Annotated in this window: 12 protein-coding genes; 8 read left to right on the top strand and 4 right to left on the bottom strand. The window is 69.0% G+C overall.

What is annotated here, in order from left to right; all coding sequences use genetic code 11:
- Positions 1-263: 263 nt before the first annotated feature.
- A complete protein-coding gene (locus tag MFF22_RS03820) occupies positions 264-3,134 on the bottom strand; it encodes a phosphoenolpyruvate carboxylase (RefSeq protein WP_238247625.1) in 2,871 nt (956 codons plus the stop codon).
- A 109-nt stretch (positions 3,135-3,243) separates the two neighbouring features.
- On the opposite strand from MFF22_RS03820, the gene MFF22_RS03825 reads away from it, so the two are divergent.
- Complete coding sequence (locus MFF22_RS03825; protein ID WP_238247609.1) at positions 3,244-3,504, top strand: hypothetical protein; 261 nt, start codon at positions 3,244-3,246, stop codon at positions 3,502-3,504.
- Positions 3,501-4,106, top strand: a complete 606-nt coding sequence (locus tag MFF22_RS03830) for a hypothetical protein (protein WP_238247610.1) — start codon at positions 3,501-3,503, stop codon at positions 4,104-4,106. The genes MFF22_RS03825 and MFF22_RS03830 overlap by 4 nt, the downstream gene beginning before the upstream one ends.
- A gap of 28 nt (positions 4,107-4,134) precedes the next feature.
- On the opposite strand, the gene MFF22_RS03835 is transcribed toward MFF22_RS03830, so the two are convergent.
- Complete coding sequence (locus tag MFF22_RS03835) at positions 4,135-4,491, bottom strand: ComEA family DNA-binding protein (protein ID WP_238247611.1); 357 nt, start codon at positions 4,489-4,491, stop codon at positions 4,135-4,137.
- Positions 4,492-4,722: 231 nt separating this feature from the next.
- Here MFF22_RS03835 and MFF22_RS03840 point away from each other — a divergent pair, with 231 nt between their 5' ends.
- Both MFF22_RS03840 and rpmF read left to right on the top strand, forming a co-directional pair.
- Positions 4,723-5,265: a PAS domain-containing protein gene (locus MFF22_RS03840; RefSeq protein WP_238247612.1), complete on the top strand. Its 543-nt coding sequence runs from the start codon at positions 4,723-4,725 to the stop codon at positions 5,263-5,265.
- Between the two features lie 173 nt (positions 5,266-5,438).
- Positions 5,439-5,627 (top strand): 50S ribosomal protein L32, encoded by a 189-nt coding sequence (gene rpmF / locus MFF22_RS03845; RefSeq protein ID WP_003601373.1) that lies wholly within the window; start codon positions 5,439-5,441, stop codon positions 5,625-5,627.
- A 315-nt stretch (positions 5,628-5,942) separates the two neighbouring features.
- On the opposite strand, the gene MFF22_RS03850 is transcribed toward rpmF, so the two are convergent.
- Positions 5,943-6,173, bottom strand: coding sequence for a hypothetical protein (locus MFF22_RS03850; RefSeq protein WP_238247613.1), 231 nt, complete (start codon positions 6,171-6,173; stop codon positions 5,943-5,945).
- A 148-nt stretch (positions 6,174-6,321) separates the two neighbouring features.
- Entirely contained in the window at positions 6,322-6,909 is a 588-nt protein-coding gene (gene phaR, locus MFF22_RS03855; RefSeq protein WP_238247614.1) for a polyhydroxyalkanoate synthesis repressor PhaR, read from the bottom strand.
- Between the two features lie 379 nt (positions 6,910-7,288).
- On the opposite strand from phaR, the gene MFF22_RS03860 reads away from it, so the two are divergent.
- The 4 genes from MFF22_RS03860 to MFF22_RS03875 all read left to right on the top strand — a co-directional run bounded on the left by MFF22_RS03860 (position 7,289) and on the right by MFF22_RS03875 (position 12,839).
- Entirely contained in the window at positions 7,289-8,473 is a 1,185-nt protein-coding gene (locus MFF22_RS03860; protein ID WP_238247615.1) for an acetyl-CoA C-acetyltransferase, read from the top strand.
- A 135-nt stretch (positions 8,474-8,608) separates the two neighbouring features.
- The gene (gene phbB, locus MFF22_RS03865; protein ID WP_238247616.1) at positions 8,609-9,337 is read left to right on the top strand and encodes an acetoacetyl-CoA reductase; all 729 of its coding nucleotides are present in this window, start codon (positions 8,609-8,611) and stop codon (positions 9,335-9,337) included.
- Between the two features lie 312 nt (positions 9,338-9,649).
- The gene (locus tag MFF22_RS03870) at positions 9,650-11,239 is read left to right on the top strand and encodes a gamma-glutamyltransferase family protein (protein ID WP_238247617.1); all 1,590 of its coding nucleotides are present in this window, start codon (positions 9,650-9,652) and stop codon (positions 11,237-11,239) included.
- Between the two features lie 76 nt (positions 11,240-11,315).
- Entirely contained in the window at positions 11,316-12,839 is a 1,524-nt protein-coding gene (locus MFF22_RS03875) for a carboxypeptidase M32 (protein WP_238247618.1), read from the top strand.
- The last annotated feature ends 78 nt before the right edge of the window (positions 12,840-12,917 follow it).

Raw genomic sequence — 12,917 nt, forward strand, 5'->3', positions numbered from 1 at the left:
CAATGTTGCCGCCGCCGGGGCCTGGGCCCCGACGCACGGCAAGCATGCCCGAACGGTCTAACCGCATCGGTCTGAACGAAGGATGATCATACTGGTAAAGCGTATGTTCAGATCGGTGCGCCCGCCGGTCGGGGCCACCGAACCGGGCGCGCGCAGGCGGCCCTAGGCCTCGGCCCGCCTGGGACTTCGACGATCTGTCTGCTCTCCGTCCTTGCGAGCGCGGCGAAGGGCGCTTCGCACTGACGACGGCGGCCGGCGGGGCCTTACCCGAACGCGCCGACCTCGTGCTGGATCATCGCGGAGACTTCCCGCACCTGCCCGAACATCCGCCGGATCGGCTGGAACAGGGTGGCGTGTTCCGTCTCATAGGTGCCGGTATCGCGCGGGCCTGCTGGCTCGCCGAAGTTGAGGCCGAGCGTCGGATCGGGCTCGTTGGGGAAGATCCCGTCAAGCAGCGTCAGGCAGCCGTCGATGTCGAGGCGCAGGAACCGCTCCAGCATCTGCTCGCGGCTCAGGCCCGCCTGGGGCCGGAAGCCGGGGATGTGGACGGCCAGGAACCAGATCCGATGGATCAGGGCGAGGCGAAGGGCGTGGAGCAGGGTCAGCCGGGCGGACATGCCGGAGAGATCCGGGGCCGCAGCGCGCAGGGAGAGCCAGTCGCGGGTGAGCCGGCCGAAAAGCCGCCGGAGGTCGGCGGCGAGGTCGAGGCGTTCGAGGGCGCCGGCGATCACCACCAGCTCGTCCCGGCGGAAATCCTTCTGCGTCCGCCGGGCGCGTTCCAGCCACACCGCCGGATCGAGGGTGTCGATATAGGCCCGAAGCACATCGAGATCCCCCACCGAGGCGGCGTGTTGCACGAGGCGGAAGGCCCGGGAGAACCGCAGGGAGTCGCGCCGCATCTCCCGGAACAGGTCGGGCCCGCGCCCCGCAGCCCGGCCGAGGCCGTGGAGGGAGTTCGCCAGGAAGCCGAGCTGGTGCAGGATGGCGTTGTTGGGGATCGCCCGCATCTGGCGGGGATGGGTGATCCGCGCCGGCCCCCCGGCATCCGTCTGCCTCGCGACGGGGCGGGAGCCCGTCCGGTCGAGGAGGCTAGGGCCGAAGGTGCCGAGCAGGGCCGCATAGCCCGGCTCATCGACCAGCGCCTCCATCTCCTGCCGGACGACAGTGAAGAACTCGAGGGCGAAATCCGGCTCGGAATAGATCGGGTCTTCGGCCGCCGCGGCGCCCTTGCCGGGCTCGTCGAGGCTGTAGCCGGCGAAGGCATCCTCCTCCGCCACGTCGAGGGCGTAGACGTGTTCGGCAATCCGCGCGAGGCTCGCCGCGGCCAACTCTTGCGTGCCGAACAGCAGGTAGCCGTCCGTGCCCTGAAAGCTCGATTCAAGGCGCACCTTCAGCCCGGCCTTCCGGGCCCGGTCGCGGGCATCCTCCGGGGCGAGGTAGGCGAGCCGGTCGCGGAGCGAGGTGGGGTGGGCACCCCGGCCGATCGATTCGCCGTGGGTGTCGAAAATCGCCAGTTCGACGTCGGACAGCCCGTTCTGCACCAGCATCTCGGTGATGCGCAGGCGCAGGCGCTCGATCCAGAAGGTCGCCGCCAGCTGGCCGACATAGCGGCCGGAATCCGAGTAGCCGAACTGCACGGTGAGGCGGCCGATGCGCTTGAGATAGGCCCGCCAATGGGGGTTGCGCAGGGCGTCGTCGAGGACCCGGATGCCCTGTTCCAGGGCGCTCGCCGTCTCGAACAGGGGCGTGATCTCGAGCTTGTCGGCGATGCCGTAGTGGCGGGCGAGCCAGAGGGCGGCGAGCAGGGTGTAGCCCGTCTCCGTCTCGGCGATGAGGAAGCGCACCGGATGCGTGCCGTCGACGTGCTTGAGGATCTGCGCGATCGTCATCATCAGCCGGGCGGCGGAGGCGCGCTCGGCGGCCAGCGCCCCGAAATCCACCGCCACCGGCGTCACATCGTTGAGAAGCGTATGGATGGTGGCGAGGTGCGAGCGGCGCTGGGCCGAGTCGGTGGGCTCGCCCTCCAGGTCGATCACCCGCCGGACGGCGTTGTGGATCTGCGAGGCGTTCAGCCGGAAATGCGGCAGGGCGTTCGACAGGCCGTGGGTCTCGACGCCCGCCCGTAGGATTGCGATGGCCCGCGATTCGGCCTCGCCGTCCGCCCCATCCAGGGCTGCCGTGAGGGCTGCCACGAGGGGCGCCGCGTCGGTCTGCGCCCGATCCCGCTCGATGATGAGCGCTAGGGCAAACCGGTGGACCGCCTCCAGGGAGGGCTTGTCGCCGAGGCGCGGGGCGACGGCGAGCTGCCGGTTCACCGCGCTCAGCGCCCCTTCCGCGAGGCCCCGGGCCTCCCGGGCGGAGGGTATGTCCGGGAGGTTGCGCATCACCCGGTCGAACTGCATCCGCTTGGAGATCAGGCGGTAGCGCACTGTATCCCACCAGCCAATATCGGTGCGCCCGTCCGTATCGCAGCCGACCCAGCTCGCCACGGCGAAGGGTCGGGGCCTGATCTCGGTCCACCGGTCCGGCCAGCGGTCGCGGGCGGCATCGAGGAGGGCACCGTTGAAGGCGTCGAGGGCGAGACGGGCGTTGTTGGCCGCGGCGCAGGCCTGCTCGAATTCCAGATCGAGGGTCACCGGCACATCCGGCCGGGTCGAGAGGGCGGCGGCCTCGCCGATCAGCCCCTCCCGCTCCCGCGGCCCTTCGAGGCCGGCGGCCCGGGCCAGACGCTCGGCCACCGCCCGCGGCATGCCGAAGGTCGGGTGGGCGGTGAACACCACCGCGAAGGCCGTGCGGTGGATGAAGGCGGCGAAATTCTCCAGGGCGCCGCTCCTGTCCGGAACCGCCGCCACCAGGGCCGCCGCCACGGCGGACGCCCCCTCGCCGGCCATGCCGACGTAATCCCGCAACCGCTGCGCCCTCGCATCCAGGGCCTCCGCGCGCAGGCGGGCGAAGAGGCCCTCGAGGTCGTCCTCGGCGATCTCGCCCCGGTCGAAGGAGCGGGTAATCGCCAGGGTTACCGCCAGGACGGGGTTGCGGAAGGGATCCTCGCTCGCCTGCTCCCGTGCCGATTCCACGAGGCCGAGGAGGTGCGCCTCGAGCTCATCGGTGCCGCGTCCGACCTGCTGCTGCATGACCTGTCCTCGTTCCGTCCCGGCCTTCTCCCACCGGGAGGACGCAAGGAGCATTCCGCCGCTTCCTTCGGGTGACTGACACGGCACATCGCGTTATCACAGCCGCCTGATGGAGCGACTGCTGATCTTCCTTGCCGTCCTGGTGCTCATCGCGGCCGGGGCGATGGTTTTCGCGATGGCGGCGCGGGGGCGGCGTCCACCGCTGCATATGGACAGCGAGTTTCACGAGGACGACACCGACATCCTGGTCGGTCCCGTCGGTCGCACGCGAGGCAGCCCCATCGACCGCTCGGCCGAAGTGCTCGACGCGGCGCCGCCCGGACACGACGAAGCCACCCCCTCGCGACCATCACCGGGAGCCCCGCGATGAGTCGGCGGGATAGCATGGTATGGGCGGCCTGCTTTGTCGTGGCGGCGATATCGGCGGGGAGCGCGACCGCCGCCGTCGGCGAGGCCTGCGGCGTCCAGGCGGCGCGCTATGAGAACGGCAAGGGCTTCTCGGCGGCGGTGATCCGCGCGGGCGAGGTGAGGATCGTCAATCCCCTCCGGCCCCTGACGCCGGAGGTCACGCAGATCCTGGAGGTGGTGATCGGGGCCAAGCGCGCCACGGCGTACGGGCCGGACTTCACCAGCCTGCGCCGGGGCGGGGCGCCGCAGGCGATGCAGGCCGCCCTCGGCGGGCCGATCACCTGGGAGGCGGCGCTACCGCCCCTGCCCGAGACCCTGGGCATCGTCGCCGACGACGGCACCCCCCTGGCCGACCTGACCTTCCAGCGCTGCGAGGCGCCGCCGGCCGCCGCGCCGGAGCCGGCAGCCCGGAAGGGCGGCAAGCCCGAGGCCGCCGGGGGCAAGGGCCGGCCGAAGGGCGGGTCGAAAAGCGCGTCAAAGCCTTCGCCGAAGACGTCCGCATCGCAGCCTCCCGCAAAAACGCCCTCCGGCTTCAGCATCCCGCAGGGCGCCGTTGGGGAGTGAGGCGCCCCGACTCCGGGGCGCTACAGCCTTACTTCTGCTTGGCGATGACCTTGTCCTTGATCCCGTCATAGACGTTCTGCGGGATGATCTTCTTCTGCACCAGCTCATCCTTGCCCTTGTAGGGGCGGCCCTTGATGATCGCCGCCGACCGGGCCGCGCCGATGCCCGGGAGCTTGTCCAGCTCCTCGGCGCTGGCGCTGTTGAGATCGAGGAGCGGCGTCTTCGCGGCGTTGGGCGCACCGGCCACGGGAGCGCTCGGCGCCATGGGTTTGGTCGGAGCGGTCGGAGTCGCCGGTGCGGGGGCTTGGGCCAGGGCAGGAGCCGCGGCGAGGGCGGAGAGGAGGGCGAAGGCGCGGAGGGCCGAAAAAGTCTTGGAGGAAGCCATGGGGTTTCTCCTGCAGAAACGGCCCGCTCTACGGCGCCGCTGCCGCCTTCTGGGCCTCTCGATTTGAACCCATGCTTAACGGGAACAAGCCCCCGCCGGTTCGATAACGAGACTGTGCCGCAGCAACTAAACAAAGGCGTTGATACTTATCTTAGTCAAATGACGTGGTGCGCGTATCCCGGCATCCCTAAGAACGCGGTTGCGTGTTTGACGATGTGAGGGCCCCGGCGAATGGTATTCGTGACCGATGCGGCGGGCCTCGTCACCCATCTCGGCCGGCATTGGACGAGCCTGACCGGTCAGCCGGTGGCCGAGGCACGGCATTTCGGCTGGACCCATGTCGTTCACCCTGACGACCGTGAGGCGGTGCGGAACCTCGTCCTCGACGCGATCCGGACGCAAAGCGGATTCACCGTCCGCTTCCGCGTGAGGTCGGCGGAGGGTGCCGACCGTTGGGTCATCTCCGGCGCGGTGCCGTCCTTCGGACCTCCGGGCGAGACCTTCCTCGGCTTCCTGGGCTCGCTGATGCCCCTGAGCGAAGCCCCGTCGGACATTGCCGAAGCCGCGGGATGGCTCCGGCCGCCCGAGCCCCCGTCCCAGCAGGGGTCGCCCCTCGAACGGGCCGCCGACCTTCTCCTGGCCGCGCATAGCCTCATCGCCCAATCCGGGCGAAGAAGGACGCTCGAAGCGGTCGAGATCGCTCTCCGGCGTCTCGGCGAGGAACTCGCGGAGGAAACCCTGATGGAGGTTTCCTCGCGGACGGAACTGCAGTGAAAGCCATGTCGCGCTGCTGGCCTTCACATCCGCGGGGAGCGCTCTAGCCAGACGGGGCCGCCATCGCTATAAGCCCCCCTCATCCGTATCCTGCGGTGTGCATGGCGGCTCCCCATCGGAGGGATTCGCCCGCGCACCGCTTTGTCCGCCGGCATACCTGAAGGATCCTCACCATGGCCGTTCCGAAGCGAAAGACTTCCCCCTCCCGCCGCGGCATGCGCCGCTCGGCCGACGCCCTCAAGGCGCCGACCTACGTGGAAGACAAGGATTCGGGCGAACTGCGCCGTCCCCACCACATCGACCTGAAGACCGGGATGTACCGCGGCCGCCAGGTGCTGAAGGTCAAGTCGGCGGAGGCCTGAGGCCTCCTTTCGGAGGCGCGCCTCCGTTCGACACACACGGTAGAGCCGACAGACGATCAAGGCGCGGTTCCTTACAGGGGCCGCGCCTTTAGCGTGCAGTGCGACCGCGCATGGCTAACACGCTGCTGCAGAAGTCCGGGGTGGGAGTTCATCCGCTCAGGGTGCCGGGCGTGTGGGCCTCCGCCACCGTCTTTGCGAGCGGAGCAACGCAATCCAGGGCAGCGGAACCTGCCCGGATGTGGCGGATCCCTGGATTGCTTCGCCGTCGCTCGCAAAGACGGTGGAGCGGGCGATCCAGATCAAACCGAAACGGCGCTAGCCGATCAGCCGGGCCATCTCCGCATACCGCTCGGCGGCTTGCCGGGCGCGGATGGGGCGGGACGTCCTGAGGGATGGGTCATTCCCGACGATGAGTTGCGTCAGGAAGCCCGCCTCGGCCCGTCCGTCCCTGAACGACGCCGCCGTGCGGGGTTCGCTGGGACGCCCGCCCTCGATGACGGCCAGCGCGCGGGAGGCCGGCTTCTGCGCATCAGCGGGCGCGGCCACCGGACGGATCGCTTCGACCCGTCCCGTTCTGGCACTTCCGACCGGCCCGATCCGTTCCATCGCCGCACTCCCACCACCCGTGATGGTTGTGAGTGCAATTGCGATACCGCCGGTAAAGTTTCATTAACCTTCGTGTGGGTGACTCGCGCTACTTGCGCGCGAGCTGCTCGAGGCGGGCCTGCATCTCCAGCATCTGCCGCTTGAGGTCGTCGAGTTCGGTGCCCGGGACCAGCGCCGGTGGAGTGGCCGGGGGCACGACCGGGGCGCCGGGGGGGCCGAAACCTGTGAACATCTTCATGGCATCGCCGAAGAAGCTCATGTTGGTGCGCACCTGCTGCTCGATCGCTTGCTGGAACGCGGAGGGGCCGAAGCTGTGGGCGAATTTCTCCCTCAGGCCGTCCTGGTCGCGGGCGAAATTCGCCATCGAGAATTCCAGGAAGCTCGGCACCATGGCGCGCATGCTGTCGCCGTAGAAGCGGATGAGCTGGCGTAGGAAGGCCACCGGCAAAAGGTTCTCGGCCCCCGCCTTGTTCTCCTGCTCGAAGATGATCTGCGTCAGCACCGAGCGAGTGATGTCGTCCCCGGTACGCGCATCGTAGACGACGAAGTCCTCACCGTTCTGGACCATCGTCGCGAGGTCTTCCAGCGTGACGTAAGTCGACGTGCCGGTGTGGTACAGACGCCTGTTCGCATATTTCTTGATGACGGTCTGGGGCGCCTTGACAGTATCCGCCATCGAAGAACGGCCTTTCTGAACTCGGACAACCGGGACGACACGCCGCGCGTCGCCGCCTGACATCGCACTCGCGATCTCGCGACCGCACACGAGCATAAGACCTTCCATAAGCGCGGAAAACAGCAAATTGACATAGTCCAGTGCAGAATATTGCATTTAGGCACCGCAGCGCCCCCTCGGGTGGAGCGCGCCCCCCGCCTTAGGGCCATCGGTCCTGGAACGGCGGTCTGCGACGGGGGAACACGACCGCCCGCACGAGCGCGCCTCCTCACCTTGGCCTGCTTGACTTCGACCGGCCGGCGCACTTCATCGCTTGAACGGCTTCCCGAAAGCGCGCCCGCCATTCAATGCGGCGTGCCAGCCGCGAGAGGAGAACGTCATGGCAGGCAGCGAAGAGATCGTCATCGTCGGGGCTGCGCGGACCCCGGTGGGCTCGTTCGGCGGCGCGTTCGGCGCGGTTCCGGCCCACGAGCTCGGCGCGACGGCGATCAAGGCGGCGCTGGAACGGGCCAAGGTGGCGCCGGACGACGTCGACGAGGTGATCTTCGGGCAGGTGCTCACCGCGGGCGCCGGCCAGAACCCGGCGCGGCAGGCGGCCATCAAGGCCGGCATTCCGGAGAAGGCGACGGCCTGGGGACTCAATCAGGTCTGCGGTTCGGGCCTGCGCACCGTGGCAGTCGGCATGCAGCAGATCCAGAACGGCGACGCCAAGGTGATCGTGGCCGGCGGCCAGGAATCGATGTCGCTGTCGCCCCACTGCCAGTACCTGCGCGCGGGCCAGAAGATGGGCGACATCAAGCTCATCGACACAATGATCAAGGACGGCCTGTGGGATGCCTTCAACGGCTATCACATGGGCACCACCGCCGAGAACGTCGCCCAGGCGTTCCAGCTGACCCGTGAGCAGCAGGACGAGTTCGCGACCCGCTCGCAGAACAAGGCCGAGGCCGCCCGCAAGGAAGGCCGGTTCCGGGAGGAGATCGTCCCCGTCACCGTGCCCGGCAAGAAGGGTGACACGGTGGTGGATACGGACGAGTACATCCGTGATGGCGCCACCCTCGAAGCCATGGCGAAGCTGAAGCCCGCCTTCTCGAAGGACGGCACCGTCACCGCGGCCAACGCGTCGGGCCTCAACGACGGCGCGGCCGCCATCGTGCTGATGTCGGCCTCCGAGGCGGAGCGCCGGGGCCTCACCCCGCTGGCCAAGATCAAGTCCTGGGCGACGGCGGGCGTCGATCCGAAGATCATGGGCACCGGGCCGATCCCGGCCTCGCGCAAGGCCCTCGACAAGGCGGGCTGGAAGCCCTCGGACCTCGACCTGATCGAGGCCAACGAGGCCTTCGCCGCCCAGGCTCTGGCCGTGAACAAGGACATGGGTTGGGACGATGCGAAGGTGAACGTGAATGGCGGCGCCATCGCCATCGGCCACCCGATCGGCGCCTCGGGCGCACGCGTCCTCGTCACGCTCCTTCACGAGATGAAGCGCCGGGACGCCAAGAAGGGCCTCGCGACTCTCTGCATCGGCGGCGGCATGGGCGTGGCCATGTGCATCGAGCGGCCCTGATCGATTTGTCACGGCACCCCCTCGACAGGGTTCGAGGGGGGCCCAAAAGTTGTCTTGAAGATCGGTGCGAAAAAAATGACGTGCGGATGTCACCCGCACGCAGCATCAGATCGAGCGGCTCAGGAGGAAACGATAATGGCTCAAGGACGCGTCGCCCTCGTCACCGGCGGCACCCGCGGCATCGGTGCGGCGATCTCGAAGCGGCTGAAGGACAAGGGCTACAAGGTCGCCGCCAACTACGGCGGCAATGACGAGGCCGCCCAAAAATTCAAGGACGAGACCGGCATTCCGGTCTTCAAGTTCGATGTCGGCGACATGGCGAGCTGCGAGGCTGGCATCAAGGCGATCGAAGCCGAAGTCGGCCCCATCGACGTGCTGGTGAACAACGCGGGCATCACCCGTGACGGCGCGTTCCACAAGATGACGTTCGAGAAGTGGCAGCAGGTCATCAAGACCAACCTCGACTCGATGTTCACCTGCACCCGTCCGCTCATCGACGGCATGCGCAGCCGCGGGTTCGGGCGGATCATCATCATTTCGTCGATCAACGGCCAGAAGGGCCAGGCCGGGCAGACCAACTATTCCGCCGCCAAGGCGGGCGTGGTGGGCTTCGCCAAGGCGCTGGCGCAGGAAAGCGCCTCGAAGGGCATCACGGTGAACGTGGTGGCTCCCGGCTACATTGCCACGGAGATGGTGATGGCCGTGCCGGAGGACATCCGCAACAAGATCATCTCGACGATTCCGACCGGCCGCCTCGGCGAGGCGGACGAGATCGCCCACGCGGTCGAGTACCTCGCCAGCGACGAGGCCGGCTTCGTCACCGGCTCGACCCTGACGATCAACGGCGGCCAGCACTTCGTGTGAAGCCACCGGGGCGGGGGTAAGCCCCCCGCCCACTCTGGCCCCTGCCCAAGCGCCCTCATCATTGCGAACGCAGTGACCGGGTTGGCTTCGGATCTTGCTTCCACCCTCCACCTCAACGGGGTCGACCCGCAGTCCCGGCGCATCACCAACCCTAGATTGTTTTACTGCACAGGCGATGACGAGGGCGGTACGGCGGCACGTTCCGTGCCTTGCATCCGGCATTCCACGGGATCACCATCGCACCCCGTCCGCACCCGGCGGGGGGCTGTCGGCGGACGATCCCCCCGGACATGCCATCGCACGAGAACCCAAGTGAGAGATTTTTCCCGTCCCGGTCGTTCCCCCGTTCACGCGGCCAACGCCGCGGTGGCGACTTCGCACACCCTCTCGACGCTCGCGGCCATCGAAGTCCTTCGGGCCGGGGGCAATGCCGTCGATGCGGGTATCGCGGCGGTGGCGGTACAATGCGTGGTCGATCCGCTGATGACCGGCATCGGCGGCGATTGCTTCTGCCTCTACGCCCCCGCCGGGGCGGCGGTGCCGGTGGCCATCGACGGCTCGGGCCGTGCCCCCGCCGCCGCCACGCCGGACTGGTACGCGGAGCGCGGCATCGGCATCGCCCCGGATTCACCCCACGCCGTCACCGTGCCGGGCGCCGTGGCCGCTTGGGACACCCTCGTGCGCGAGCACGGCACGAAATCCCTCGGCGAGCTCCTGCAACCGGCGATCGGCTATGCGGAGAAAGGCTTCGTCGTCCAGCCCCGGGTCGGCTGGGATTGGGCGCGCTGTGTACCGCGGGTCGCAGGGGATGCGGACGCCGCAACGACCTATCTGCGCGAGGGTCAGGCACCTGCCATCGGGAGCGTCATGCGGATGCCCCGCCTCGCTGCCACCCTCCGGCGGATCGCTCAGGAAGGGCCGAAGGGGTTCTACGAAGGGCCGGTCGCCCAGGACATGGTCACCAAGCTCACGCGCCTCGGCGGCCTGCACACGCTGGAGGACTTCGCTGCGGCCCGCGCCGACACGGTCACCCCGGTCTCGACCCGCTACCGGGGCTACGACGTCTACGAATGCCCACCCGCCGGACAGGGCCTCGCCGCCCTGATGATGCTGAACGTGCTCTCGCCCTACGATGTCGGTAGCCTGTCCGACCTCGATAGGCTCCACCTCTTCGCCGAGGCCTGCAAACAAGCCTACCACCACCGGGACGCGCTGTTCGGCGACTTCGACCTTGCCAAGGTGCCGGTCTCGCACCTTCTGTCCGATGCGTGGCACGCGGCGGCCAGGGGCGATATCGACATGGCGCGGGCCCGGGAGCCGGTGCTTTACCCGGAGGCCGCCGAGACTGTGGCCCACAAGGACACGGTGTATCTCTGCGTGGTCGACAGGGACGGCAACGCCCTCTCGCTGATTAACTCCGTGTTCCAGGGTTTCGGGTCCGGCATCCTGGCGCCGGAGAGCGGAGTGCTGCTGCACAACCGCGGCCTTTCGTTCCGCACCGATCCCGGCCACCCGAATAGCATCGGCCCCCGGAAGCGGCCGATGCACACGATCATCCCCGGCATGGTGATGAAGGACGGGCAGGCCGTCGCGCCCTTCGGCGTCATGGGCGGCCATTACCAGGCGATGGGCCATGTGGAGCTTCTGAGCGGCATCCTCGACCGCGGCCTCGACGTGCAGGAGGCCCTCGACGCCCCAAGGAGCTTCGCCTATGGCGGCGGCCTCGAACTGGAAAACGGCATTTCCGATGCGGTGATGGCGGGCTTGGCCGAGCGCGGCCATCCGGTGCTCCGCGCGCCGTTGCCGTTGGGCGGCGGTCAAGTCATCTGGATCGACCGGCAGGCGGGCACGCTCGCCGCGGGCTCGGACCCGCGCAAGGACGGCAGCGCGCTGGGCTACTGAACCGGGGTTCCCGAAGGCCGAGCCCTTCGGCGGGTGCCGGGTGGAACCCTGCAGATACATCGCAAGCGAAAGACGCATGACAGCCTACGCGACCCTGGAAACGCGTTTCTCCCGCCTCGCCGCCATCGAAGGGGCGTCGGGCATCCTTGGCTGGGATGCCCAGACCCTGATGCCGGAGGGGGCCGCCGAGACCCGCGGGGAGCAGCTCGCGGCGCTCCGCGGCCTCGCCCACGAGATCCTCACGGCCCCCGAGACCGGCGATACCCTCGCGGCTGCCGAGGCGGCGGGCGGGTTGGAGCCGTGGCCGGCGGCGAACCTCCGCGAGATGCGCCGGGCCTTCATCCACGCGGCGGCCGTGCCCCGGGACCTCGTGGAGGCGGAATCCCGGGTGCGGTCCCGCTCGGAGATGGTCTGGCGGGAGGCCCGGCGGGACGCGGACTTCACCCGCCTTGCACCGCACCTCGCGGAGTTGCTGCGCCTGGAGCGGGAGATCGGCCAGGCCAAGGGCGCGGCGCTCGGCCTCGACCCCTACGATGCCCTCCTCGACAGCTACGATCCGGGGATGCGCCGGTCGGTGATCGACCCGCTCTTCTCGGACCTGACCTCCTGGCTGCCGGGCCTCATCGCGGAAGCCCGGGCGAAACAGGCGGCGGCGGGCGAGCCGCTGCCCCTCGACGGGCCGTTCCCGGTGGAGACGCAGCGGCAGCTTGGGCTCGCACTAATGCGGGCCCTCGGGTTCGACGAGTCCCGCGGCCGGCTCGACATCAGCCTCCACCCGTTCTGCGGCGGCGCCACCGACGACGTGCGCATCACCACCCGCTACGACGAGGCCGATTTCTCGAGGGCGCTGATGGGCGTGCTGCACGAGACCGGCCATGCCCTCTACGAGCAGGGCCGACCGGCCGCATGGCGCCACCAGCCCGTGGGCAGCGCCCGGGGCATGAGCCTGCACGAGAGCCAATCGCTTATCGTCGAGATGCAGGCCTGCCGCAGCTGCGAGTTCGTCTCGTATCTCGCGCCGCTCCTGCGTGAGGCGTTCGGGCGCTCCGGTCCGGCCTGGGAGCCGGAGAACCTGTTCCGCCTCTATACCCGTGTCGCGCCGGGCTTCATCCGCGTCGATGCCGACGAGGCGACCTACCCGGCCCATATCCTGCTGCGCTACCGCCTGGAGACGGCGATGATCGCCGGCGACCTCGCCGTCGCCGATCTGCCGGGGGCCTTCAACGACGGGATGCGCGAGTTGCTCGGGCTGACGGTGCCTGACGACCGGGTCGGTTGCCTGCAGGACATCCACTGGCCGAGCGGCGCCTTCGGATACTTCCCGACCTACACCCTCGGCGCCCTGGCTGCGGCGCAGCTGTTCCGGGCGGCGAAGGCGGCCGAGCCTGCCCTGCCGGGCTGCCTCGCGGAGGGCGATTTCGGCCCGCTGCGGACCTGGCTCCGGGCCAACGTTCACGAGCAGGGGAGCCTGCTCTCCACCGACGCGCTCCTCGAACGGGCGACCGGGGCTCCCCTCGGCACGGCGGCGTTCCGGGCGCATCTGGAGGCGCGCTACCTCGGAGACGCAAAGGAGCATCCATACAGACCCACCTCATCCTGAGGTGCGGCGACAGCCGCCTCGAAGGAGAGCTCCAGGGATCGTGCGACCTCTGGAGGTTCCTTCGAGGCCCGCTGACGC

This window comes from Methylobacterium persicinum (assembly GCF_022179525.1).
Classification (GTDB): domain Bacteria; phylum Pseudomonadota; class Alphaproteobacteria; order Rhizobiales; family Beijerinckiaceae; genus Methylobacterium; species Methylobacterium persicinum.